This is a genomic window from Streptomyces sp. NPDC050806 (assembly GCF_055586425.1).
Map to the genome: position 1 here is coordinate 42,249 of NZ_JBVJIF010000005.1, position 24,511 is coordinate 66,759.

Annotated in this window: 23 protein-coding genes; 14 read left to right on the forward strand and 9 right to left on the reverse strand. The window is 72.3% G+C overall.

Annotated features, from left to right (window positions below):
• Positions 1–44 precede the first annotated feature (44 nt).
• From ACZ6WH_RS16290 to ACZ6WH_RS16305, 4 genes are read right to left on the reverse strand one after another with little or no spacing between them, the layout of a single operon-like run.
• Positions 45–1,133, reverse strand: a complete 1,089-nt coding sequence (locus ACZ6WH_RS16290; RefSeq protein WP_469729049.1) for an NAD(P)H-dependent flavin oxidoreductase — start codon at positions 1,131–1,133, stop codon at positions 45–47.
• Positions 1,130–1,891 (reverse strand): CoA-transferase subunit beta, encoded by a 762-nt coding sequence (locus ACZ6WH_RS16295; RefSeq protein ID WP_469729051.1) that lies wholly within the window; start codon positions 1,889–1,891, stop codon positions 1,130–1,132. The genes ACZ6WH_RS16290 and ACZ6WH_RS16295 overlap by 4 nt, the downstream gene beginning before the upstream one ends.
• Positions 1,888–2,757, reverse strand: coding sequence for a CoA transferase subunit A (locus ACZ6WH_RS16300; protein WP_469729053.1), 870 nt, complete (start codon positions 2,755–2,757; stop codon positions 1,888–1,890). The genes ACZ6WH_RS16295 and ACZ6WH_RS16300 overlap by 4 nt, the downstream gene beginning before the upstream one ends.
• On the reverse strand, positions 2,754–3,551 hold the full coding sequence (locus tag ACZ6WH_RS16305) for an enoyl-CoA hydratase family protein (protein ID WP_469729055.1): 798 nt from the start codon (positions 3,549–3,551) through the stop codon (positions 2,754–2,756). Before ACZ6WH_RS16305 ends, ACZ6WH_RS16300 begins: the two co-directional genes overlap by 4 nt.
• Before the next feature lie 87 nt (positions 3,552–3,638).
• Here ACZ6WH_RS16305 and ACZ6WH_RS16310 point away from each other — a divergent pair, with 87 nt between their 5' ends.
• The 5 genes from ACZ6WH_RS16310 to ACZ6WH_RS16330 all read left to right on the forward strand — a co-directional run bounded on the left by ACZ6WH_RS16310 (position 3,639) and on the right by ACZ6WH_RS16330 (position 7,987).
• Positions 3,639–4,415, forward strand: a complete 777-nt coding sequence (locus ACZ6WH_RS16310) for an SDR family oxidoreductase (protein ID WP_469729057.1) — start codon at positions 3,639–3,641, stop codon at positions 4,413–4,415.
• 71 nt (positions 4,416–4,486) lie between these two features.
• Positions 4,487–5,398 (forward strand): SDR family oxidoreductase, encoded by a 912-nt coding sequence (locus ACZ6WH_RS16315; protein ID WP_469729059.1) that lies wholly within the window; start codon positions 4,487–4,489, stop codon positions 5,396–5,398.
• A 139-nt stretch (positions 5,399–5,537) separates the two neighbouring features.
• Positions 5,538–6,707, forward strand: coding sequence for a Rieske 2Fe-2S domain-containing protein (locus tag ACZ6WH_RS16320; RefSeq protein WP_469729061.1), 1,170 nt, complete (start codon positions 5,538–5,540; stop codon positions 6,705–6,707).
• A 1-nt stretch (position 6,708) separates the two neighbouring features.
• A complete protein-coding gene (locus ACZ6WH_RS16325) occupies positions 6,709–6,966 on the forward strand; it encodes a hypothetical protein (protein ID WP_432862371.1) in 258 nt (85 codons plus the stop codon).
• On the forward strand, positions 6,959–7,987 hold the full coding sequence (locus tag ACZ6WH_RS16330; RefSeq protein WP_469729063.1) for a 2Fe-2S iron-sulfur cluster-binding protein: 1,029 nt from the start codon (positions 6,959–6,961) through the stop codon (positions 7,985–7,987). Before ACZ6WH_RS16325 ends, ACZ6WH_RS16330 begins: the two co-directional genes overlap by 8 nt.
• A gap of 66 nt (positions 7,988–8,053) precedes the next feature.
• Here the strand turns inward: ACZ6WH_RS16330 and ACZ6WH_RS16335 are convergent, their stop codons facing one another.
• Positions 8,054–8,896 (reverse strand): IclR family transcriptional regulator, encoded by an 843-nt coding sequence (locus tag ACZ6WH_RS16335; protein WP_469729065.1) that lies wholly within the window; start codon positions 8,894–8,896, stop codon positions 8,054–8,056.
• Positions 8,897–9,069: 173 nt separating this feature from the next.
• Between ACZ6WH_RS16335 and hsaA the strand changes: the two genes are divergently transcribed.
• From hsaA to ACZ6WH_RS16360, 5 genes are read left to right on the forward strand one after another with little or no spacing between them, the layout of a single operon-like run.
• Positions 9,070–10,254: a 3-hydroxy-9,10-secoandrosta-1,3,5(10)-triene-9,17-dione monooxygenase oxygenase subunit gene (hsaA, locus tag ACZ6WH_RS16340; RefSeq protein WP_469729067.1), complete on the forward strand. Its 1,185-nt coding sequence runs from the start codon at positions 9,070–9,072 to the stop codon at positions 10,252–10,254.
• Positions 10,254–11,138, forward strand: a complete 885-nt coding sequence (gene hsaD / locus ACZ6WH_RS16345; RefSeq protein ID WP_469729068.1) for a 4,5:9,10-diseco-3-hydroxy-5,9,17-trioxoandrosta-1(10),2-diene-4-oate hydrolase — start codon at positions 10,254–10,256, stop codon at positions 11,136–11,138. The genes hsaA and hsaD overlap by 1 nt, the downstream gene beginning before the upstream one ends.
• A gap of 40 nt (positions 11,139–11,178) precedes the next feature.
• Entirely contained in the window at positions 11,179–12,072 is an 894-nt protein-coding gene (locus tag ACZ6WH_RS16350) for a VOC family protein (RefSeq protein WP_469729069.1), read from the forward strand.
• A complete protein-coding gene (locus ACZ6WH_RS16355) occupies positions 12,060–12,560 on the forward strand; it encodes a flavin reductase family protein (protein WP_469729070.1) in 501 nt (166 codons plus the stop codon). The genes ACZ6WH_RS16350 and ACZ6WH_RS16355 overlap by 13 nt, the downstream gene beginning before the upstream one ends.
• A complete protein-coding gene (locus tag ACZ6WH_RS16360) occupies positions 12,557–14,242 on the forward strand; it encodes an FAD-dependent oxidoreductase (protein WP_469729072.1) in 1,686 nt (561 codons plus the stop codon). The genes ACZ6WH_RS16355 and ACZ6WH_RS16360 overlap by 4 nt, the downstream gene beginning before the upstream one ends.
• A gap of 80 nt (positions 14,243–14,322) precedes the next feature.
• Here ACZ6WH_RS16360 and ACZ6WH_RS16365 read toward each other — a convergent pair whose 3' ends face one another.
• From ACZ6WH_RS16365 to ACZ6WH_RS16375, 3 genes are all read right to left on the reverse strand, one after another.
• Complete coding sequence (locus ACZ6WH_RS16365) at positions 14,323–15,069, reverse strand: glucose 1-dehydrogenase (protein WP_469729074.1); 747 nt, start codon at positions 15,067–15,069, stop codon at positions 14,323–14,325.
• On the reverse strand, positions 15,069–16,202 hold the full coding sequence (locus tag ACZ6WH_RS16370) for an LLM class flavin-dependent oxidoreductase (RefSeq protein WP_469729075.1): 1,134 nt from the start codon (positions 16,200–16,202) through the stop codon (positions 15,069–15,071). The genes ACZ6WH_RS16365 and ACZ6WH_RS16370 overlap by 1 nt, the downstream gene beginning before the upstream one ends.
• 178 nt (positions 16,203–16,380) lie before the next feature.
• Positions 16,381–17,031 carry a TetR/AcrR family transcriptional regulator gene (locus tag ACZ6WH_RS16375; protein WP_432862396.1) on the reverse strand — a complete coding sequence of 217 codons (651 nt, stop codon included), beginning with the start codon at positions 17,029–17,031 and terminating at the stop codon, positions 16,381–16,383.
• A 157-nt stretch (positions 17,032–17,188) separates the two neighbouring features.
• Between ACZ6WH_RS16375 and ACZ6WH_RS16380 the strand changes: the two genes are divergently transcribed.
• The 4 genes from ACZ6WH_RS16380 to ACZ6WH_RS16395 all read left to right on the forward strand — a co-directional run bounded on the left by ACZ6WH_RS16380 (position 17,189) and on the right by ACZ6WH_RS16395 (position 23,978).
• A complete protein-coding gene (locus tag ACZ6WH_RS16380; protein ID WP_469729076.1) occupies positions 17,189–18,502 on the forward strand; it encodes a UDP-glucose dehydrogenase family protein in 1,314 nt (437 codons plus the stop codon).
• A 65-nt stretch (positions 18,503–18,567) separates the two neighbouring features.
• A complete protein-coding gene (locus tag ACZ6WH_RS16385; protein ID WP_469729077.1) occupies positions 18,568–19,803 on the forward strand; it encodes a glycosyltransferase in 1,236 nt (411 codons plus the stop codon).
• Entirely contained in the window at positions 19,800–21,446 is a 1,647-nt protein-coding gene (locus tag ACZ6WH_RS16390) for an MDR family MFS transporter (protein ID WP_469729078.1), read from the forward strand. Before ACZ6WH_RS16385 ends, ACZ6WH_RS16390 begins: the two co-directional genes overlap by 4 nt.
• A gap of 198 nt (positions 21,447–21,644) precedes the next feature.
• Complete coding sequence (locus ACZ6WH_RS16395) at positions 21,645–23,978, forward strand: glycoside hydrolase family 3 N-terminal domain-containing protein (protein WP_469729079.1); 2,334 nt, start codon at positions 21,645–21,647, stop codon at positions 23,976–23,978.
• A 45-nt stretch (positions 23,979–24,023) separates the two neighbouring features.
• On the opposite strand, the gene ACZ6WH_RS16400 is transcribed toward ACZ6WH_RS16395, so the two are convergent.
• The gene (locus ACZ6WH_RS16400; protein WP_469729080.1) at positions 24,024–24,323 is read right to left on the reverse strand and encodes a hypothetical protein; all 300 of its coding nucleotides are present in this window, start codon (positions 24,321–24,323) and stop codon (positions 24,024–24,026) included.
• Positions 24,324–24,511: the final 188 nt, after the last annotated feature.

Sequence of the window (24,511 nt, forward strand, 5' to 3'; positions counted from 1 at the left end):
GGTGCGGTGTGCCGGAAGTTCCTCGGGCGGAGCGCCGGCCGGGGTCAGTCCGCCGGTGGCAGGGCGCGGAGCGTGGCGTGGGCCTCCGCCATGACGCGGGCGACCAGCTCGGCACAGGACGGCAGGTCGTCGATGAGCCCCGCGACCTGCCCGGCCGCCATCACGCCCAGGTCCGTACGGCCGTCCACCATGGAGCCCTTGAGTAGCATCGGGGTGTTGGCGGCCAGCAGGACCTGGCTCCACGTCAGGTCCTTGCCGTGCTTCATGGCCAGGCCGTCGCGGACCATCCGGCGCCAGCTCGTGCCGGACTCGCGCTTGAAGGCCGCGGCGTGGCGCACCGCGCGCAGCAGCGCGGCGGCCCGGCCCGAGCGCTCCAGCGCGTCGACCAGTTCGCTGCGCAGCATCCGGTGGGGGAGGCCGTCGACGGCGGTGGTGACGGTGACGTCCTTGACGGTCGCGGCGAGGTACCGGGCCTTGACGGCGTCCGGGACGGTGCTGTCGGAGGTGAGGAGGAAGCGGGTGCCCATGGCGATGCCGGCGGCGCCGTACGCCAGCGCCGCCACCAGCCCCCGCCCGTCCCGGAAACCACCGGCCGCCACCACCGGGATGTCCACCGCGTCCACGACCTGCGGCAGCAGTACGCCGGTGGCGACCTCCCCGGTGTGACCACCGCCCTCGCCGCCCTGCACGATGACGGCGTCGGCGCCCCAGGCGGCGACTTTCTCGGCGTGCCGCCGGGCGCCGACGGACGGCATGACGATCACCCCGGCGTCCTTGAGCCGGGCGATCAGCTCCTGGGAAGGGGCGAGGGCGAAGGAGGCGACCCGTACGCCCTCCTCGATGATGATCCGGACGCGGTCGGCCGCGTCGCCCGCGTCCGCGCGCAGGTTCACCCCGAACGGCGCCTGCGTACGCGAGGCGACCTCCCGGACGGCGGCGCGCAACTGGTCCACGGTCATGGTGGCCGACGCCAGGATGCCCAGCGCGCCCGCGTTCGCCGCGGCCGAGACGAGCCGGGGGCCCGCCACCCAGCCCATGCCGGTCTGCACGACGGGGTGCCGCACACCGACCAGCCGCGTGAACGGCGTGGCGAGCGTGGCGTCCGCCGCGCGGGGGCGCTCCGGTGCCGTCATGCGGGGACCTCCCGGTCCCGCAGTCCGTCGGGGTCGATGACCTCGCGGATCAGGCGCAGTTCGGTGGCCGTGGGCTCGCGGGTGTACGGCACCGGTGCGGGGACGTCGAGCGGGAAACCGGTGGCCTCGCGGACCTGCTCGACCGTGACGCCGGGGTGCAGAGAGCGCAGCCGCATCGTGCGGTCCGGCGTCTCGAAGTCGAAGACGCCCAGGTCGGTGACGACCTCCGGGATGCGGTGGTACCGGGTGGCGGTGGTACCGGCCGCCGCGGCCCGGTCGTAGCCGACGCCGCTGACCATGTCGACCCGCTCCACGAACACCCGGCGCGAATGCCGCGGCACCCAGTAACTGGTCGGATTGTTCAGCGTATTGACCGGCGCACCGCGCACCCCCAGCAGCTGTCGCTTCGGCCGGTCCCAGTCGCCGATGCAGCTGATGTTCTGGTTGCCGTACCGGTCGAGCTGGCTCGCGCCCATCATCACGTGCCGCCGCCCGGTGGCCACCAGCGCCAGGTGCTGCCGGTAGGGCAGCCAGCCCTCGGTCACCTCCGACCGTGACCCGACCGCCGGCACGTCCGCCATCAGCAGCGCTTCCCCGTCCGTCAGCAGCAGGCCGGGGGAGAAGGTGAGCCTCGCCAGCCGGGCGCCGATCGACGGGACGGTGCCCATCGGGCTGGCGAGCACCTCGCCCGCGTCGCGCCAGACCTCCGCGCAGGCCAGTACGCAGTACTCGGCCCGGGTCGCGTTCACCGTGGTCATGCGGACCCCTCCTCGTGGAACGCCGCGACCGCGGCCTGGTACGCGTGCTCGTCACCGGACAGGAACCGCCGGACGAAGCCTTGCCAGGCCTCCGGGTCCTTGGCTGCCCGTACGTACTCCCGCTGGAACGCCTCGTCGCGTTTGTAGTCGGGCTCGCAGGACGTGAAGTGCGCGCCGTTCGGGGTCTCGGTCACCCCGGTCACGAACGCCCGCTTGACCAGCAGCGACTGCGGCCCGGCGGCCTTGAGCAGCTCCGCGGTGTCGACGATGCGCTCGCAGGACAGGTACGCGGCGTCCGCCGCCTGGCAGAACAGGTCGTCGAAGTACGGATCGGGGCCGAGGTACTGGCCGTTGCCACGCGCGTCGGCCCGGTCGAGGTGCACCAGCGCGGCGTCCAGCCGCAGCGCCGGCACGGCGACCAGCTCCTCGCCGTCCTCGTACGGCGAGGTGACCGTGCGCAGCGACGGGTTGACCGTCATCACGTCGGAGCCGAGCCCGGCCCGGATCGGCATGAACGGCAGCCGGTGCGCGGCGGCGGTGAGCCCCCACATGACCATCGCCTCGTCCAGCTCGGTCAGTTCGAGGCCGCCGCGCTGCCGGGCCGCGCAGAAGTGCGGCTCCAGCGGGACGGAGTCCAGGGTGCCGAAGGCGGTGACCAGCCTGCGGATCTTCCCGGCGGCCGCGAGCAGCCCGACGTCCGGGCCGCCGTAGGACACCACGGTCAGGTCGGTGACGTCCGAGCGCAGCAGTGCGCGCACCAGCGCCATCGGCTTGCGCCGGGACCCCCAGCCGCCGATGCCGAGGGTCATGCCGCTGGAGAGGCGGCCGACCACCTCGTCGGCGGTCATCGTCTTGTCCGCGCTCATGACCGCTGCTCCCTTGCCGTACTGGATTCCGTGCCCCTGGCCGTACTGGTTCCGGTGTCGCCGCCGAAGGTGTCGCGTACGCGGTCGGCGATGCCGCTGAGGTTGGCCTCAAAGGTGAAGCCCTGCTCGAAGCGGTAGCTGCGGCGTACGTCGACCGGGTCGATGCCGTTGATGGCGGCCTTGGCGAGGCGGATCAGGGTGCCGTCCTTGGCGGCGATCTCGCCCGCCAACTCCCGTGCTGCGTGGTCCAGTTGCTCGCGTGGCACGACGCGCCAGACGGAGCCGTGCTGCCGCAGCTCCTCGGCGGTGACGGTGCGCGAGGTGTAGTACAGCGTCCGCATCAGGTGCTGCGGGACCAGCCGGGCGAGATGGGTGGCCGCACCCAGCGCGCCCCGGTCCAGCTCGGGCAGGCCGAACGTCGCGTCGTCGCTCGCCACGACGGCGTCCGCGTTGCCCACCAGTCCGATGCCGCCGCCCAGGCAGAAGCCCTGTACGGCCGCGACCACCGGTACTTCGCAGTCGTACACGGCGGCGAATGCTTCGTAACAGCCCCGGTTGGCGCCGAGTAGTGCGTCGTGACCGGGCGTGCGCTGCATCTCCTTGATGTCCACACCGGCGTTGAAGCCGCGTCCGGCGGCGGCGAGGACGACACAGCGCACCTTCGGGTCCGCGCCCGCCGCGCGGACCGCAGCGGCCAGGTCGTACCAGCCTTGTACGGGAAGGGCGTTCACCGGTGGGAAGTCCACGGTGACGACCGCGATGCCCTCTTCGGGCGTGGAGGTGGAGACACCCATGAGCAGATCAGCTACCTTTCCACCAAACGTTTGTTAGGGCGCGTGCAGGCAAGGTAGCAGCGGTCGGCGCGCCGCGGGAGGTGCTCAATGCCAGCGATCATCGATCTCACCGGGGCCGTCGCCGTCGTGACGGGTGGAACACGAGGCGTCGGCGCGGGAATCGGCCGCGCCCTGCTGGAGGCCGGGGCCGAGGTGGTGACCTGCGCCCGGCGGCCTCCCGACGAACCCGTACGGGCGGCCGGGCGCACCGCCCGCTTCCTCCCCGTCGACCTGCGCGACCCCGACGCCGTCGGCGCCTTCCTCCAGCGGGTCGGCGACGAGTACGGCCGGCTGGACACCCTGGTCAACAACGCCGGGGGCACCCCGTTCCGCACCCTCGCCGACGGCGGTGCCCGGCATGCCGCCCGGGTCGTCGAACTGAACCTGCTCGCCCCCCTGACCGCCTCGCTCGCCGCGTACGACGTGATGCGCGCGACGGGTACGGGCGGCTCGATCACCATGATCGGCAGCGTCAGCGGTACCCGCCCCTCACCGGGGACCGCGGCGTACGGCGCCGCCAAGGCGGGCCTGGAGAACCTGGCCCGCTCCATGGCCGTGGAGTGGGCCCCGGCGGTACGGGTCAACACCGTCGTCGTCGGCATGGTCCGCACCGAACTGTCCCACCTGCACTACGGGGACGAGGCCGGCGTGGCCGCGGTCGGCCGCACCGTCCCCCTCGGCAGGCTCGCCGAACCCACCGAGATCGGCGACGCCTGTGTCTTCCTCGCCTCGGACCGGGCCGCGTACATCAGCGGCGCGAGCCTGCACGCCCACGGCGGCGGCGAACGCCCGGCCTTCCTCGACGCCGCCACCGCCAACAACTGACCGCCCCCGCTACGGACCGCCGCCCCCGTTTCTCTGAAAGCCCCGCCCCCGCCTCGAAAGGCAGGATCACCATGACCGGACTGTGCACCGGACGCGTCGCCGTCGTCACCGGAGCGGGCCGCGGCCTGGGCCGTGCGCACGCCCTCGCCCTGGCCGCCGAGGGCGCCCGGGTCGTCGTCAACGACCTCGGCGTCGGCCTGGACGGCAGCGGTGGCGCCGCAGGCCCCGCCCAGGAGGTCGTCGACGGGATCCGGGCCCGCGGCGGCGAGGCGGTCGCACACGGCGGCGACATCGCCACTACGGACGGCGCCGCCTCGCTCGTCGCCGCCGCGCTCGACACGTACGGCCGGCTCGACACCCTCGTCAACAACGCCGGGTTCCTTCGCGACCGGATGCTGGTCAACCTCGACGAGGATGACTGGGACGCGGTGCTGCGGGTCCATCTCAAGGGCCACTTCCTGACGCTGCGGCACGCCGCGGCGCACTGGCGCGGGGAGGCCAAGGCCGGCCGTACCCCCGCGGCCCGGGTGATCAACACCAGCTCGGGCGCCGGCCTGCTCGGCAGCGTCGGCCAGGGCAACTACGCGGCCGCCAAGGCCGGCATCGTGGGGCTCACCCTCGTCGCCGCGGCGGAGATGGCCCGGTACGGCGTCCAGGTCAACGCGATCGCCCCGGCCGCCCGTACCCGGATGACCGAGCAGACCTTCGCCGACACCATGGCAGCGCCGCGCGAGGGCGCCTTCGACGCGATGGCCCCGGAGAACGTCTCCCCGCTCGTCGTCTGGCTCGGCTCCACCGACTCCACCGGAGTGACCGGCCGGGTCTTCGAGGCGGAGGGCGGCCGCATCACCGTCATGGAGGGCTGGCGCCCCGGCCCCACCGCCGACAAGAACGCCCGCTGGACCCCCACGGAAGCAGGCGAGGCAGCCCGCAAACTCCTCGCGGAGGCCGAGCCGCCGCAGCCGGTGTACGGGGCGCGCTGACGCGGCGAGCGGGGGCGGGCCGGTGCCGCCGAAAGCGCCCGGACCGCTTTCCCGCTCACCGGGAAAAGCGCCTCCCACGGCGGTCCCGGGGCGGCCTAGCCTCCCCGGACAGCCCGTCGCCGTGCAGGAGGACGAGAAGATGACTGCTCCCCATGACGAGGTCCGCGTCATCGACGCGGGCCGCCCGCCCGCCCGTTTCGCTCGCGGCTGGCACTGTCTCGGTCTCGCCGATGCCTTCAAGGACGGTGTGCCGCACGAGGTCGAGGCGTTCGGCACCAGGCTGGTGGTGTTCCAGGGGGAGAACGACGGCGCGCTGCATGTGCTCAACGCCTACTGCCCGCACATGGGCGGCAACCTGGCCCACGGTTCGGTGAAGGGCGACGCCGTTGCCTGTCCCTTTCACGACTGGCGCTGGTCCGGCAATGGCCGGTGCGCCGGGGTGCCGTACGCGCGCCGGGTGCCGCCGCGCGCCCGCACCCGCGCGTGGACCACGCTGGAGGAGAACCGCCAGCTGTTCGTCTGGTACGACCCCGAGGGCAATCCGCCGCCGCCCGAGGTGACCATCCCGCGCATCGAGGGCGCCTTCAGCGATGAGTGGAGCGACTGGACCTGGCACACGATCCGGGTGGAGGGCGCCAACTGCCGCGAGATCGTGGACAACATCGTGGACATGGCGCACTTCTACTACGTGCACTACTCCTTCCCGACGTACTTCAAGAACGTCTTCGAGGGGCACATCGCCACCCAGTACATGGAGAGTTCCCCGCGCGAGGACGTCGCTCTCGGCGGGCTGAGCGCCCCGCTCCGCTCCGACGCCTCCTACTACGGCCCCTCCTACATGATCGACTATCTCTGGACGCCGGTGGCAGAGGGCGTCGAGACGGAGATGGTGCTGATCAACTGCCACTACCCGATCGACGCGGACAGCTTCCAGCTGCAGTACGGCGCCATTGTGAAGAAGTTGCCCGGCATGACGGACGCGGAGGCCGCCGAGGCTGCCCGGCTCACCGTGGAGGGCCTGGCGACCGGGTTCGAGCAGGATGTCGAGATCTGGCGGAACAAGACCCGGATCGACAACCCGCTGCTGACCGAGGAGGACGGTCCGGTGTACCAGCTGCGCCGCTGGTACGAGCAGTTCTACGTGGACGCGGGGGAGGTGCGGGACGAGATGGTCCAGCGGTTCGAGTTCGAGGTCGACACCGAACGGGCCAACAAGGCGTGGCGCGCCGAGGTCGACGAGAACCTGGCGCGACGGGCGGCGACCGCGCCCGGTGACGCCGCGGGAACGCGGACCGCGAGCGGAGCCTGACGTGCAGCCGGTGGAGTGCGCGGCCTGCGGCAATCAGGTCCGCTGCGAGAAGTTCAGCCACGCCCACACGTCCGTGCAGTGGACGGCCGAAGCGGCGGCCGTCTGCCCGGAGTTCGGCAGCCGGGTCGCGGCGGGCGAGACCGGCGCCCGGATCCGCACCTGCCCGGCGCTGCGCGACAGCATCGGCAGAGCGGTGGCGGCGGGCGTGCTGACCGTCACCCGCCGGGACGACGCGGGTCCGGAGGCCGCCGATGCCTGAGCCGCGTACGTACCGGCTGCGCGTCACCGAGGTGATCGACGAGACGGCCGACGCCCGTTCCTTCGTGCTCCGGCCACCGGCGGGGGCGGCGGACCGGTTCGCCTACCGGCCCGGGCAGTTCCTGACGGTGCGGTTGCCGGGTCCGGGCGACGGTGCGGCGGCCGTGGCGCGCTGCTACTCCCTCGCCAGTTCACCGGACACCGGCGAGCCGCTGAGGATCACCGTCAAGCGGGTGGCCGGGGGGTACGGCTCGCACTGGCTCTGCGACCGCGTGACGGCCGGGGACGAGCTGGAGGTCCTGCCCCCGGCCGGTACCTTCACGCCGGACTCCCTCGACCGGGACCTGCTGCTGGTCGCGGGCGGGAGCGGCATCACGCCCGTCATCGCCATCGCCAAGTCGGCGCTGGTGCGGGGGCGGGGCCGGGTGACGCTGCTCTACGCCAACCGGGACGAGGACGCCGTCATCTTCCGTGACGAACTGCGGGAGCTGGCAGAGGAGTACCCGGACCGGCTGGTGGTGCTCCACTGGCTGGCCTCGCTCCAGGGCCTGCCGGCCGCGAGCCGGTTGGCCGGCCTGGTCGCGCCGTACGCGGACCGGGACACGTACGTCTGCGGACCGGGACCGCTGATGGACGCGGTGGAGACCGCGGTCGGCGGCGGGCGGGTGCACCGGGAGCGGTTCTTCTCCCTCGGTACCGACGTCTTCGCCGCGCCGGACGGGGCGCCGGAGACCGGGACCGACGAGGAACACCGCACGGCCGAAGTGGAACTGGACGGCGAGACGCACGTCGTCGGCTGGCCCGAGCGGACGCCGCTGCTCGACGCCCTGCTCGCCGCCGGCGTCGACGCGCCGTACTCCTGCCGGGAGGCGGCCTGCGGTGCCTGTGCCTGCCGGGTCGTCTCCGGCGAGGTGAAGATGGCCCGCAACGACGTCCTCGACGAGCAGGACCTCACCGACGGATACGTCCTGGCCTGTCAGGCCCTGCCCGTCACCGACCGGGTCGGGATCAGCTACTCCTGACCCCGGCGCCGGCCCCGCGGCCCACATCGACACGGTTCACCTCCACACGGCTCACATCCCCGCGGCTCACATCCACTCGGCGAATCGCAGCCACGACATCAGCGTGTCCATCTGGCCCGGGTCCAGGGGCGGGGCCGCCTCCTCGGCCGCACGCGGCTGCACCGCCCGCCCCGGCCCGTACAGAGCTGCCCACACCGACCGCGCCGTCCCGAGCACCATGGGCGCCAGCCGCTCCAGTTCGCGGTGGATGCCGTTGCCGCACACCGAGACCGCGGCGACCGCGCGCCCGGCGCCCCGCAGCGGTGCCGCCACGCACGCCACGCCGCGGAACGCCTCCTCCCGGTCGTAGGCCACGCCGCGTTCGCGGACGCGCGCCAGTTCCGCGCGGAAGGACCGCGGCCGGACGAGCGTCTGCGGCGTACGCGCCCGCAGCCCGGCCCGCAGCACCTCGGCGACCAGCGCCTCCTCGCTGAACGCCAGGATCGCCTTGCCGGTCCCCGTGCAGTACGCCGGCTGCCGGCCGCCGATCCGGGACGGCACCGAGGCGTCCGCCGTGCCGCCGAGCCGCTCCAGGTACACCACTTCGGGGCCGTCGAGGACCGCGAGGTGCACCACGTGCCCGGTCCTCTCGTGCAGCGCGTGCAGATGCGGCAGCGCGGCCCGGCGCAGCCGGTTGTGGTGCGCGGCCGTCGCGCCCAGCTCCAGCATCCCCATGCCCAGCCGGTAGTCCCGGCCGTCCCGTTCCAGCCAGCCCAGCCGCACCAGTTGGTCCAGTATCCGGTGCACGGAGGAGCGGGGCAGCCCGGACCGGCGCACCACCTCGGTGAGCGTCAGCCGGGGCGTGGCGCCCTTGAAGGCGCCCAGGACGAGTGCGGCTTTCTCCAGAAGCGACGGCGCTTGCACGGTCATCGGCGACTCCTGTGAGGAGCGGGGGAGGGGTGCCGAGAGCCTGCCACGGTTCCCGCTGAGCGGGAACCCACTATTTCTAAAAGAAATAGTCGGCCGTAGATTCGCGGCACCTTCGCACCTCCGCATCACACGGCCGCACTCACGGCCCGAGACACGACCTGAGAGGGGACGCCATGAGCGAAGACGCCATGAGCGCGCACGCGGTCCTCGCCGCCGTCCGGGAACTCGCCCCTGTGCTCCGGGAGCGCGCCCCCGAGGCCGAGCAGCTCTGCCGGGTGCCGGACGCCTCGATCAAGGAGCTGGAGGAGACCGGCTTCTTCCGGCTGCTCCAGCCCCGGGCGTACGGCGGCCACGCGGCGAACCCGGCGCTCTTCTACGAAGCGGTCAAGGAGATCGCCAAGGCGTGCGGCTCCACCGGATGGGTCGCCTCCGTACTCGGCGTCCACCCCTGGCACGTCGGCCTGTACGACCCCAGGGCCCAGGAAGAGGTCTGGGGCGTCGGCCGCGGCACCCGTATCGCCTCCTCCTACGCCCCCACCGGCAGGGTCACCGTCGCCGACGGCGGCTTCCGGATCTCCGGCCGCTGGCACTTCTCCTCCGGCTGCGACCACGCCGACTGGGCACTGCTCGGCGGACTGGTCCTCGGCGAGGACGGCGCACCCGTCGACATGCGGACCTTCCTCGTGCCGCGTACCCAGTACACCGTCGACCGGGTCTGGGACACCGTGGGCCTGCGCGGCACCGGCAGCAACGACATCGTCATCGAGGACGCCTTCGTGCCCGAGCACCGGGCGCTCAGCTTCGGCCCGGTCAGCGCGCTGCGGACACCGGGCCGGGCACTGAACCCCGAGCCGCTGTTCCGGCTGCCGTACGCCTCCGTCTTCACCACCGCGATCTCCACCCCGCTCGTCGGGATCGCCGAGGGCGCGTACGAGGCGTACGCGGCGGTCACCCGGGAGCGCATCCGGGTCTCCTACGGCCAGAAGGTCGCCGAGGACCCCTTCGCGCAGGTCCGGATCGCCCGCGCGGCCGGCGACATCGACGCCGCCTGGCTCCAGCTGCGCCGCAACATGAGCGAGCTGTACGGGTGCGCCGAGCGCGGCGCGGACCCGACGCCGGAGCTGCGCGCCCGCGTCCGCCGCGACCAGGTGATGGCCACCGAACGGGCCGTGTCGGCGGTGGACCTGTTGGTGGAGAACGCCGGCGGCGGTGCGATGCGGACCGGCCCGAGCCCCGTGCAGCGCGCCTGGCGCGACGTCCACACCGGCCGGGGGCACGCCGCCAACGACCCCGAGCGGGCGCTGGTCCTCTTCGGGCAGGCGGCGCTCGGCATCGAGATCCAGGACACGATGCTCTGATGGGGGATGGGATGACCGCGCAGCTCACGTACGAGTCGACGTCGCGGACGGCCGAGGCGGCCGGGATCGCGCTGCACTACCACGAGGCGGGGCCCGCCGACCGGCCGGACGCACCGGTCGTGATCATGCTGCACGGCGGTGGCCCCGGCGCCTCCGGCTGGAGCAACTTCGGCGGCAACCTCCCGGTGTTCGCCCGTACCTTCCGTACTCTCCTGGTCGACCAGCCCTGCTTCGGCCGGTCCGCCAAGCCCGAGCCCGACCGGGACTACTTCAGCTACAGCGCCGGCGCCGTTGCCGCCCTGATGGACGAACTGGGCATCGAACGGGCGCACTTCATCGGCAACTCGCTCGGCGGCGGCACCTCCGTCCGCATGGCGCTGAACCATCCGGACAAGGTCGGCAAGCTGCTGCTGATGGGCCCCGGCGGGATCTCCCTCAACCTCTTCGCGCCCGACCCGACCGAAGGCATCAAGCGGCTCTTCGAGTTCCAGTCGGCACCCGAGCCGAGCAAGGAGCAGCTGCGCGCCTTCCTGAGCGTCATGGCGTACGACCAGTCCATCGTCACCGACGAGCTGGTCGAGGAGCGCTGGGCCTCGGCCACCGACCCCGAGACGAAGCTCGGCAACGCGCGGATGGCCGCCGCCTTCGCCAACCCCGCCTGGGCGCAGGACTGGATGCTCTGGCGCGAGGCCCACCGGATCACTCAGCCCGTCCTCCTCACCTGGGGCCGCGAGGACCGCACCAATCCGCTCGACGGCGCGCTGGTGGCCCTCAAGACGATCCCCGACGCCCGGCTGCACGTCTTCCCGCACTGCGGCCACTGGGCGCAGACCGAGCAGGCGGACGAGTTCAACCGGCTCGCCGTCGACTTCTTCACCCATTGAACAGCAGCTTCTCGCACCGACGCTCCGAAGGAGACCGATCATGGACATCCGCGCACTGGGGTATCTGCGCGTGGAGACCACCCGGTTCGAGGAGTGGCGCACCTATGCGCTGGACCTCCTCGGCATGGTGGCGGCCACCGGCACCGACGACGACACGCTCTGCCTGCGGATGGACGACCGCGCCCACCGCATCGCCGTCGTCCGCTCCACCACCGACCGGCTGCAGGCGGCCGGCTGGGAGGTGGCGAACGCCGCCGCGCTCGCGCAGGCGGCACGGGAGCTGGAGGCGGCGGGCGTCACCGTCAAGCACGCCGACGACGCGCTGCTCGCCGAACGACGCGTCCAAGGACTCATCCAGTGCGCCGACCCGTGCGGCAACCCCCTGGAGCTCTTCTGGGGGCAGGCGCAGGACCACACCCCGCTCGGCACCCCGTACGGCAACCGCTTCGTCACCGGCGACCTCGGTCTGGGCCACGTCGTCCTGCCGGTACCGGACATCGAGGCGGCGCTGGACTTCTACGAGAACCTGCTCGGCTTCCAGCTGCGCGACTCGATGAGGCTGCCGCCCGAGGGCGTACCGACCGCCGCCGAGCAGCGGGAATTCCACTGGATGCACTTCCTGAGCCCCAACCGCCGCCACCACAGCCTGGGCCTGTACCCCGGCGCGCTGCCCCCGGGCATCGTGCACTTCATGGTGGAGCTGGAGACCCTGGACGACGTGGGCCGCGGCCTGGACCGCATGCACGCCGCCGACATCCCCATCGCCTCCACCCTCGGCCGGCACACCAACGACCAAATGGTCTCCTTCTACGCCCAGGCGCCCGGCGGCTTCCAGGTCGAGTACGGCTGGGACGGCCTGGTCGTGGACCCGGCGACCTGGGTGGCCAAGGAGATCACCGCCGACAGCTTCTGGGGACACCGATGGAACGGCTGAGCGAGCGTGCCGTGGACGCGGCCGGCTTCCGGGACGTCCTGGGGCGCTTCGCGACCGGGATCACGATCGTGGCGGGGCTCGGGCCCGACGGGCGGCCCGCGGGCTTCGCCTGTCAGTCCTTCGCCTCGCTCTCCCTCGACCCGCCGCTGGTCATGCTGGCGGTGGGCAGGGCATCCACCAGCTGGCCGGTGATCGAGCGGACCGGCCGGTTCTGCGTCAACATCCTCGCCGAGCACCAGCGCGAGACCTGCGCGGCGTTCGGCCGCAGCGGTCCCGACAAGTTCGCCGGTGTGCCCTGGAGCACCGGCGACCACGGCACCGTACGCATCGAGGGCGCGCTCGCCTTCGTGGAGTGCGAGCTGGAGGCCGTGTACGAGGCGGGCGACCACCACCTGGTCACCGCGCGCGTCCTGGCCCTCGACGCCCGGGAGGACGGCCGGCCACTCCTGTACTTCCGCAGCCGCTACGCCGTGGGGGCATTCCGATGACGAGCCACGCTTCCGTTTCCTGGGACCACACCTACGACGTCGTGGTGATCGGGTCCGGTGCCGCGGGGCTGGCCGCGGCGCTCACCGCCCGGCTGCGCGGCCTCACCGTGCTGGTGGCCGAGAAGACCGACCGGTACGGCGGCTCCACGGCGCTGTCCGGCGGCGCCGTCTGGATACCGGGCAACTTCCATCTGGACGCCGCGGGAGTCGGCGACACGAGGGAGAAGGCGCGCGCCTACCTCGACGCGACCGTCGGGGACCGGGTGCCCGCCGAGCGCAAGGAGGCGTACCTGGAGTACGGCCCGGCGATGCTGCGCGAGTTCCACGACCGCACCGCCGTCCGGTTCCGGTACACCCCCGGCTACAGCGACTACTACCCGGAGCGGCTCGGCGGTGCCCCGCAGGGCCGCTCCGTCGAACCGGAGGTCTTCGACCTCAAGCGGCTGACCCCGGAACAGCTCCGCACCCTGCGGCGCGCCGGGCTGCCCACCTACGGCCTCACCATCACCTCCTACGACTTCCGCTTCCTGAACATGGCGGCCCGCACCTGGGCGGGCCGGCGGACCTCGCTGAAGGTGGGCCTCCAGGCGCTGCGGGACCGGGCCACGGGCCGCAAGCCGGTCGCGCTCGGGGAGGCGCTGATCGCCCGCATGCGCCACTCGCTCGACCGGCTCGGCGCGGACCTGTGGCTCTCCGCGCCGCTCACCTCCCTCGTGGCAGAGGACGGCCGGGTGACGGGCGTACGCGTCGACCGCGGCGGGGGAGAAGTCACCGTACGGGCTACCGGCGGTGTCGTCCTGGCCTCCGGCGGCTTCTCGCACAGCACCCGGCTGCGCGAGAAGTACCTCCCGGCGCCGACCTCCCCGGAGTGGTCGGCGGCGGCCGAGGGACAGACCGGCGACGCTCTCGAAGCGGCCGTCGCGGTGGGCGCCGCCACCGATCTGATGGACAAGGTGTGGGGCGCGCCGTCCGTGGTGGCGCCGGGCGAGAAGCCGTTCTTCCTGGTCGCGGACCGCGGCATCCCGGGCATGGTGATCGTGGACCGGGCGGGCCAGCGGTACGCCAACGAGGCCGCGCCGTACCACGAGTTCGTGGACGCCATGTACGCGCACCACCGGCCGGACGCCTCCACCGTGCCGTCCTGGCTGATCCTCGACGCCACCTCCAAGGCCCGCTACGTCTTCATGGGCCTGCTGCCGGGACAGCCGTTCCCCAGGAAGTGGCTCGCGAGCGGCTTCGTGAAGAAGGCCGGCACGGTGGCGGAACTCGCCGCGCTGACCGGTCTCCCCGCCGAGCGGCTGCGGGCCACGCTCGACCGCTTCAACGGCTTCGCCCGCGCGGGCCAGGACGCCGACTTCCGGCGCGGCGCGAGCGTGTACGACCGCTACTACGGCGACCCCACCCTGCCCAACCCCAACCTGGCCCCGCTCGAAAAACCCCCGTTCTACGCGGTCCCCGTCCACCCCGGGGACATCGGCACCAAGGGCGGCCCGGTCACCGACGCGTCGGCCCGCGTGCTGCGCGCTGACGGCTCGGTCATCGAGGGCCTGTACGCCTCAGGCAACGCCTCGGCGGCGGTGATGGGGGAGACCTATCCGGGGCCGGGCGCGACCATCGGGCCCGCGATGACGTTCAGCTGGATCGCGGTGAACGCCATCGCGGAGGCGATGGACGCGCGCTGAGCACCGTACGACGCGCTGACCGCCGTACGACGCACGAAGGAGCCCGCCGGCGGCGACCGGCGGGCTTCTTCGTGTGCCGCCTACTGGGCGGTGAGCCCGCCGTCGACGGCGAACTCGGCGCCCGTCACGTACGCCGAGGCGTCCGACACCAGGTACAGCACCAGCTCCGCCACCTCCTCCGGGCGGCCCATCCGCCGCAGCGGCACGTTCGGCCACTCCCGCTCCCCGGCGTCCGCGCCGAGCGCGCCGGCGACCATCGGGGTGTCCACCATGCCCGGGTGCACCGAGTTGACCCGGATACGGTGCCGGGCCAGGTCGAGCGCGGCGGATTTGGTGAGCCCTCGCAGCCCGAACTTGGTCGCCCCGTACGACGCATGGCCCTGGATGCCGACCAGGCCCGCGGTGGAGGAGATGTTGACGATCGAGCCGCCGTCGCCGGTCGCGCGCATCGCCGGCACCACCGCCTGGATGCCGAGGAACGGGCCGATGAGATTGACCTGGAGGAGCCGTTGGAGATTTGCCTCGGTCTCCTCCTCGATCGGCGCGGTGCGCCACAGGGCCGCGTTGTTCACCAGCGCGTCGACCCGCCCGAAGGCGTCCAGCGCCGCCGCCACGACCCGCTGCCAGCCGGCCGTGTCGGTCACGTCGTGCGGGACGAACAGCCCCTGGTCCCCGAGCTGTGCTGCGGTCTCCCGGCCCGCCTCCTCCGTGATGTCCGTGAGCACGACGCGCGCGCCGTGCTCCGCGAACAGCCGCGCCTCGGCGGCGCCCTGACCCCGGCCCGCTCCCGTGACGAGGACGGTCCGGCCCGCCAGCCGCGCGGACATCAGCCCGCCGCCGCTTCGAGGGCGCGGAAGCGCGGGATGACCTTCTCGCCCCACTGCCGGATGGTCTCCATGCACGCCTCCTGCGGCACGGTGCCCATCTGGATCAGGCACATCACCTCGTCGACGCCGATCCTGCGCAGCTGCTCGACGTAGTCGATCGCGGTCTCGGCGGTGCCGTAGGCGTGCTCGGCGTTGTAGGTGCCGGTGTCGGCGGGCCGCGCGGGGATGTCGGCCTCGTGCAGCTTGGCGACCAGCTCGTCCCGGCGGCGGGACATCGCCGCGGCGTGGTCCTCGTCGTCCTCGTAGACCACGGTGGGCTCGGGGCCGTTGCCGTACCAGTGGGCGATGGACTCGGCGAAGAAGCGCTGCCCGCGGGTGCCGATGCGATAGGCGGCGTCCGCGTCGTCCAGGACGATCGTGGGACAGAGCGCGGAGAAATGGTTGTTGACCTCGGTGGAGACGAACCGCTCGGTGCCCCGTACGGCGATGGCCTCGTCGTAGACCTTGCGCATCTCGCGGATGTCGTCGGCGCCCGCGAAGCCCAGCACCAGCGCACCGATGCCCAGTTCAGCGGCGAGCTTGAGCGTGTCGTGCTTGCTGCACGCCATGAACAGCGGCGGGTGCGGGGCCTGGACGGGGCGGGGCAGCACCGCGCCGGGGCCGATGTCGAGGGACCCGTGCCACTCGAAGGTCTCCTCGCGCCAGACGTTGCTGACGATGCGCAGCGCCTCCTCCATCTGCGGATAGGTGTCCTCCGGCCGCACGCCGTACATGGACATCTCCTGCTTGGTGGCGCCTCGTCCGGAGCCGATGTCGACGCGGCCGCCGGAGAGGACGTCGAGCATGGCGGCGCGTTCGGCCACCCGTATCGGGTGCTGGTAGCCGAACGGCATGGTGACCACGCCGTGGCCGATCCGGATGCGGGAGGTCTTCGCCGCCACCCAGGAGAGGAAGACCTCGGACGCGCTCATGTGCGCGTACTGCGTCAGCGAGTGGTGTTCGACCGCCCAGATCCGGTCAAAGCCCATCTCCTCGGCGTACACCGCTTGTTGGACGCAGTCCTGGATCACCTGGCGCTCGTGCGCGGGGGACGGGTCGGCCATCTGGGCCTCGAAGATCATCGAGAACTTCACGACGGGCTCCTCCTCATCGAGTGTCTCCGAAGTAGTTCTAATAGAAATACTCCTATCAGAACTATCGAGGTGGGGGAAGGGAGACGGAGATGCGGCGAGGGGTGCCGGAAAACGCCGACGGGTCACGGCCGTTGGTTCGGCCGTGACCCGTGTGGTGGTGGGGCGGGGGAGTGGGGGCTCAGAGCCCGCAGGGGCAGGAGCACTCGCAGCCGCAGTCGCCCCGGTCCGGATGGAGCAGCCGGGCGACGCCGGCGCGGAGATGGGTGTGGAGCGAGGCTTCCGAAGCGGAGTCCAGCGCCGGGGTGCGGAAGGCCTTGCGCATCAGGCTCGTGCCGAGCAGCCACGCGGCGAGCAGTTCGGCGCGGAGCGCGGCGTCCGGCCCCTCCAGGCGCTCGGCGAAGTTGCGGGAGAATACTTCGGCCACACCCTCGCGGAACTGCTCCACCGTCTCCCCGCGGCTGGAGGAGCGGAGTGCCGACAGCACCGGGTGCGGCACCTCCTCGTCCGTCGGCCCGTTGGTGACGAAGTCGCACATCCAGGCCGCGACCTCGTCGAGCGGCACCTGCAGCAGCGGGTCGAATATCGCGGTGTCGATGGAGACCGCGGCGAACAGGGCTTCCTTGGAGCCGAAATAGCGGTACACCAGGGCCGCGTCCACCCCGGCGTCCTTGGCGATGTCCCGGATGCTGGCGCCGTCGTAGCCGTACCTCCCGAAGCGCAGCGCCGCCGCCTCCAGCAGGGCACCGCGGGTGGCGGTGGCGCAGTGCTTGCGCGTCCGCGCGGGCCGCCCGCCGGTCTCGTCCGTTGCCTTCGCTGTCGATCCGTCCACGTGTTCGTACCTTCTTCGGCTCGTCGTTCAGGAGCACATGGTCCAGGTTCCGGCGCGTGTCCGGAAGTCATCGTTCGTTGTCATCAATCGTTGACCGCTGCGGGCCTGCGTGTCGTAGGGTCGAATCGCCGACGATCATTCGAAAAGGTGATTATCAGTGAGTGTGAGGCGCGTCGCGGTCATCGGGACCGGATATGTGGGGCTGACCACCGGGGCCTGTCTGGCCTCTCTCGGGCACCGGGTGGTGTGCGCGGACGCCGACCCGGGGAAGGTCGAACGGCTCCGGCGGGCGGAGGTCGACATCCTGGAGCCGGGTCTGCCGGAACTCGTCCAGGACGGGCTGGAATCGGACCGTCTCACCTTCGTCGGGGACACCCCCGCCGCGGTGCGCGACGCCGACGTGGTGTTCCTCTGCCTGCCGACGCCGATGGGCGCGGGCGGCGCCGCCGACCTGGCCGCCGTCGAGGCCGTCGCGGGGGAGATCCGTACCGAACTGCCGCACCGCGCGGTCGTCGTCAACAAGTCGACGGTGCCGGTCGGGACCGCCGAGCGGGTCGCCGCGCTGCTCGCCCGGCCGGACGTGGCCGTGGTCAGCAACCCGGAGTTCCTCCGCGAGGGACGCGCCGTGCACGACTTCCTGCACCCGGACCGCATCGTGGTCGGGAGCGCGCACGCCGAGGCCGCGCGGCGGGTGGCGGAGCTGTACGCCGACCTCGCGGCCCCGCTGGTGGTCACCGACGCCGCCAGCGCCGAACTCACCAAGTACGCGGCCAACTTCTTCCTCGCCATGAAGCTGTCCTTCGCCAACAACCTGGCGACGCTCTGCGAGCGCTTCGGCGCCGACATCGGCGACGTGACCGCGGGCATCGGCCACGACCCGCGGATCGGCGCCGCCTTCCTCCAGCCCGGACCCGGCTGGGGCGGCTCCTGCCTGCCCAAGGACACCCACGCCCTGCTCTCCGTCTGCGAGGCCGCCGGCATCGACTTCCCGCTGCTGCGCGCCACCATCGAGACCAACGTCGAGCACCAGCACCGCCTCGTGGAGCGCGTCGCGGCACAGTCCGGCGCGGGCGACGGCTCGCTCGACGGCGTACGGCTGGCCCTGTACGGCCTGGCGTTCAAGGCCGGCACCTCCGACCTGCGCGACTCGCCCGCACTGGCCATCGCGCGGCAGCTGCGCGAGCGCGGCGCCGAGCTGTACGCCTACGACCCGGCGCTGTGCGAGACCCGGCCCGACCTCAGCGACCTGCTCACCCTCACCGACGACCCGCTGAAGGCGGCCGACGGTGCCGCGGCCTGCCTCGTGCTCACCGAATGGCCGGAGTTCCTCGAACTCGACTGGGACGCGGTCGCCGCCCGCCTCGACGGCCGGATCGTCCACGACTTCCGCAACTTCCTCGAACACGACCGGCTGGACCGTGCCGGGCTGGTCCGGCAGAGCATCGGCAGCCCGTACACGCTGGCGGGCTGACCGGGGGCCACCGCCCCGGCGTCCGCGCTCCACCCCCCACCCTTGACCGACCGGAAAGGTCTCCCATGCGAGTCTTGTGCACCACCACCGGCAGTCCCTCGCACGGCCGCGCCCAGCTGCCTCTGCTCCGGGCCCTCGCGGCTGCCGGACACGAGGTACGGGTGGCGACCACCACGGAACTCGCCCCGCTCTTCGAACCGGACGGCCACCACGTCGTGACCTGCTTGCCGGTCTTCTCGCCGCAGTCGTTCGCCGACCCGGAACGCGATTTCCCCCGTGGTGCGCCCGGCGCGGAGGCGGACCCCGAGCAGCAGCAGGCCGTCATCATGCGCTTCATGACGCGGGTGCTCGCCGGGCCGATGGCCGAGCAGCTCCGCGAGAAGCTGCGCCCCGTGGCGCTGGAGTTCCGTCCCCACCTCATCCTCCGTGACGGCATGGACCTCGGCGCCTGTCTGGTCGCCGAAGAGCTCGGCATCCCCCAGCTGCCCACCCCCTCCGGCGCCAGCAACGTCCTCGACCCGGCGGACCTCCACGAAGGCCTCAACGCCACCCGCGAGAAGTTCGGCCTGCCGCGGAGCGAGGACCCGCTGTCCCTCGTCCGGCACGGCCGCGTCGACTACGTACCGGCCGCCTTCTCCTTCGCCCGGCACGTGCCGGCCCCCCTGGCGTACCGTCAGACGGTGGACGTCGACCGCGACGCCGCACTGCCCCGCTGGTTCGCCGAACTGCCCACCGACCGGCCGCTGGTGTGGGCCGCCATCGGTACGGCACTGCCCATGATGCAGGAGCGGCTGGAGCGGGACGAGCAGCCGCAGGATTCGCCGATCGAGTTGCCCGACCCCGTCAAGACGCTGCAGAGCATCATCGAGGCGGCGGCGAAGCTGGACGAGTGCACCGTCGTCGTCGCGACCGCGGGCATCCAGGTGGACACCACGGAGCTGCCCCCGCACGTGCACCTCACCGAGCGGCTGCCGCAGCCGCTGCTCCTGGAGTGCGCCGACCTGTTCCTCACCCACGGCGGCTTCAACAGCATCCGTGAGGCGATGCGGACGGCCACCCCGCTGGCGGTCCTGCCGCAGTTCGGCGACCAGCACCCCAACGCGCAGCGCGTAGAAGAGCTGGGCCTGGGCCGGGGGGTCACCGACCCCACTCCGGACGGCATCGCCACGGTCTGCCGGGAGGTGCTGGCCGACTCCCGTGCCGCCGCCACCGCCCGCCGGGCACGGCTGGAGATGCTGGCGCTGCCCGAGGTCGGGCACGCGGTGGCCGACCTGGAAAGGCTCGTCGGGGACCACGCGTGACTTCTTCCGACGCGCTCCACAAGGGGGAGTCGCAGCCCGCGGGCGGACCGGCCGAGCAGGCCGGGCCGCCCGCGCGGCTGTCGCACCGCGAGATCGTCACCGTCCTGTCCGGCCTGATGCTCGGGATGTTCCTCGGCGCGCTGGACCAGACCGTGGTCTCCTCGGCCCTGCGTACCATCGCCGACGATCTGCACGGGCTGACCGCGCAGGCGTGGGTGACCACCGCGTACCTCGTGACCGGCACCATCGCCACCCCGCTGTACGGCAAGCTGTCCGACATCCACGGCCGCCGGCCGGTCTACCTCGTCGCGATCGTGCTCTTCGCCGTCGGGTCGCTGCTGTGCGGATGCGCCGCCTCCATCCACCAGCTCGCGGTGTTCCGCGCGGTCCAGGGGCTGGGCGGCGGCGGGCTGATGTCGCTCGCCATGACCGTGATCGCGGATATCACCTCGCCGCGCGAACGGGGCCGCTACCAGGGCTGGTTCATGGCGGTCTTCGCCGGGTCCAGCATCGTCGGGCCCGTCGTCGGCGGGGTCTTCGCGGGCGCCGGCAGCGTGCTCGGCATCACCGGCTGGCGGTGGATCTTCCTGGTCAACGTGCCGCTGGCGGCGCTGGCCCTGACCGTCATCATGCGCGTACTGCGCCGGGTGCCGCACCGGCCCGTACGGCACCGCCTGGACTACGGCGGCGCGCTGACCCTGGCCCTCGGCGTCGTACCGCTGCTCGTCGTCGCCGAACAGGGCCGCGCCTGGGGCTGGGCCTCGCCGCCGGCGCTCGTCCTGTACGCGACCGGCGTGGCCGGACTCGTCGCCTTCGTGCTGATCGAACGGCGTATGGGCGAGGCGGCGCTGCTGCCGCTCCGCCTCTTCCGGGTCCGCAGCTTCCGGCTCGGCACGCTCCTGCACTTCATCGTCGGCATCGGCATGTTCGGGGCGATGACGACGCTGCCGCTCTACCTCCAGCTGGCCCAGGGCATGAGTCCGATGGCGGCGGGCCTCGCGATGCTGCCGACCACGGTCGCCAACGTCGCGGTCACCCTCACCGTCGGCCGGCTGATATCCCGTACCGGACGTCTGAAGGTGCACCTGGTGACCGGCGTCGGCTGCTTCACCGCCGCCATGCTCGTCTACGCCACGCTGCGGGCCGACAGCCCGCTCTGGTACGTCGCCATCGGCATGCTCTTCATGGGCGCGGGGCTGGGTGCGGCGATGCAGACCATGACGACGCTGGCCCAGTCCGAGGTGCCGCGCACGGACATGGGCGCGGCGACCGCCTCGGTGAACTTCTTCCGCTCCAACGGCGGCACGGTCGGCGCCGCCGCCTTCCTCTCGATCCTCTTCTCCCTGGCCGGCTCGCGCATCGGCGAACGGCTCGACGCGGCGTTCCGCGACCCGTCGCTGCACCGGCTCGCGGCGGAGCCGGACAACGCGCGCGCCCTGAGCGGCGTACTGCGCCCGCACGGCGGCCTGAACCTGGAGGACTCCGCCTTCCTCCACACCCTCGACCCGCGCCTGGCCGCACCCTTCCTGGAGGGCTACGTCGCCGCCATGCGGGTCGTCTTCCTGACCGGCGCCGCGGTGACCCTGCTGGCGTTCGTCATCGCGGCCTGGCGGGTGCCGAACCTGAAGCTGTCGGACGAGTAGGGGCTCCAGGCTCCTTCGTCGCCCGGCCGGCCCGGCAGGGCGACGAAGGACGGGGAACCCGCGTCCGTTCGGCCTCTGACACGCCGCGACCGCTTCCGTCGCACCTCTTGACCCGTCCGTCACCAGATTTTAACGTCCATTCACCTTCTGAATTCAGGGCAGGCGATGAGGCCTGCCCATTGCCGAAGAGGTGAACCCATGCAGGGGATGCGACGACGCACGCTTCTGAGTGCGGCCGGTGGTACGGCCGTTGCCGGCGGGCTGCTCGGGGCGGGGAGCGCGCAGGCCGCCGCCCCGGCCGAGGGAGGAACGGCCGCGGCGGACACGGCATTGGGCGCTGCGGCGGACGGCCCCAGGGCGTCCGGGCCGTACGACCGGAAGATCCGGGAACTGCTGGGCCGGATGACGGTCGACGAGAAGTTCGGCCAGCTCCAGCAGCTGCCGTGGACCTGGGACACCGGCCCCGGCGGCGGCGAGACCAAGGCGGTCGAGGACGCCGCACGCAAGGGCATGCTCGGCTCCGTCTTCAGCATCTTCGGCGCGAAGACCACCAACGCCCTGCAGAAGATCGCCGTCGAGGAGTCCCGGCTCGGCATCCCGCTGGTCTTCGGCCTGGACGTGATCCACGGCATGTGGACCAACTTCCCGATCCCGCTCGCCCAGGCGGCGAGCTTCGACCCCGAGGTCACCGCGTCGGACGCCGAGGTGTCCGCGAAGGAGGCCCGATCCAGCGGCGTGCACTGGACGTTCGCGCCCATGATGGACGTCACCCACGAGCCGCGCTGGGGCCGCATCGCGGAGGGCAACGGCGAGGACCCGTACCTCACCTCGGCGTTCGCCGCCGCCAAGGTACGCGGGTACCAGGGCAAGGACGCCAAGGGCCTCAAGGACAAGGACCGGCTGGCCGCCTGCGCCAAGCACTTCGTCGCGTACGGCGGCGCGGAGGGCGGCCGCGACTACAACACGGTCGACGTCTCCGAGTCCCGGCTGCGCAACCTCTACCTGCCGCCGTTCAAGGCCGCGCTGGACGCCGGCGCGGCGACCGTGATGGCCTCGTTCAACACCATCAGCGGCGTCCCCGCACACGGCAACGCCCACACCCTCACCGACATCCTCAAGGAGGAGTGGGGCTTCGACGGCCTGGTGGTCAGCGACTTCACCGGCATCCAGGAACTCATCGCGCACGGCTTCGCCGAGGACGGCGCGGACGCCGCGCGGCTCTCCCTGAACGCCGGCGTCGACATGGAGATGACCAGCACGCACTTCGTCGACAACGGCAAGAAGCTGCTGCGCGCCGGGAAGATCGAGGAAAGTCGGCTGGACGACGCGGTGTACCGGGTGCTGCAGCTGAAGTTCCGGCTGGGCCTCTTCGACCACCCCTACGTCGAGGAGAAGGACGAGATCACCGAACCGTCGGCCGCCGCCCGCAAGGCGGCCCGCGCGGCGGCGGCCCGCTCCATGGTGCTGCTCAAGAACGAGAAGTCGGTGCTGCCGCTGTCCTCCGGGGCCTCCTCCATCGCGGTGGTCGGCCCGTTCGGCGACTCCGGTGACCTCCTCGGTACCTGGGTGATCCCGGCCTCCCAGGAGAAGTTCCCCGCGGTGAAGGTGGTGGACGCGGTCAGGAAGGCCGCGCCGAAGGCGAAGGTCACGTACGCCAAGGGGGTGGACGCCGCGGGCGAGGACACCTCCGGCATCCCCGCGGCGGTGGCCGCCGCCAAGGCCGCCGACGTGACCGTGGTGGTCGTCGGCGAGCCCCCGTCGATCAGCGGCGAGGCCGCGGCGCGCAGCGACATCTCACTGCCGGGCGCACAGGAGAAGCTGATCGAGGCGGTCGCCGCCACCGGTAAGCCGTTCGTCGTGGTACTCGTCAACGGCCGCCCGCTGACCGTGGGCGGCTGGCTGGACAAGGCTCCGGCCGTACTGGAGGCCTGGCACCCGGGTACCGAGGCCGGGCACGCCGTAGCGGACGTCCTCTTCGGCACCGTGAACCCCGGCGGAAAGCTCCCGGTCTCCTTCCCCCGCACGGTCGGCCAGATCCCGATCCACTACAACCACGAGTCCACGGGGCGTCCGTACGACCCGGACAACAAGTACACGTCCAAGTACCTGGACCTCCCCGAAGGACCGCAGTTCGCCTTCGGCCACGGGCTCAGCTACACCGAGTTCGCCCTCGGCGCGCCGGAGCTCAGCCGCCCGCGCGTCACCGCGCAGGCCCTGGACAAGGGCGACACGCTGGAGGTCTCGGTCTCCGTACGCAACACCGGGAAGCGGGCCGGTGACGAGGTCGTGCAGCTTTACGTCCACGACAGGGCGGCCTCGCTCACCCAGCCGGTCCGCAGGCTCCGCGGCTTCCGCCGGGTGACCCTCGAACCGGGCGGGCGGACCACGGTGCGCTTCCGCCTCGGCGCCGCGGACCTCGGCTTCTGGACCAACGACACCCGGGGCCGTTTCACCCTGGAGCCGGGCGCCTTCGACCTGTACGTCGGCACCGGCTCGACCGCGAAGGAGAAGGTCACGCTGACGGTCACCTGACCGCCCGGCACCGCACGCGCCCGGCTCCCGGGCCGGGCGCTCCGGTCAGTGGTCGTCCCAGTGGCCGTTGTGCGGAGCGTGCCGGTGGCCGTCGTGGATGTAGTCCACGTGGTCGCCGTGCGGGACCGCGACGTGGCCGCAGCCCTCGCCGTGCTGATGGGTGTGGCCCTGGTGCTCGGCGTGCCCGGCGGGCTCGCACTCGTCGACGTGGTCCTGGTGGGGGCGGTGCAGACAGCCGTCGTGCACGTAGTCGACGTGGTCGCCGTGCGGGACGGCGACATGCCCGCAGCCGGCTCCGTGCTCATGGGTGTGGCTCTGGTGGGTGGTGTGCGTGGCCGTCGTCATGACTTCCTCCTGATCTGCCGCGCAGTGAAATGACCATTGCGTGCTTTTCCGGAAATGCCTGCAATCCGTCCGAATGCTAGATCAGTCGTCCCATTTTACCGCTGATGTCGGCCCCTCCCGGAGTGCGTGGCGGCCGGGACCGGCCGCGGATGCCCGGTGCGGGGGAGCGGCCGTCGGCGGACGGCGGT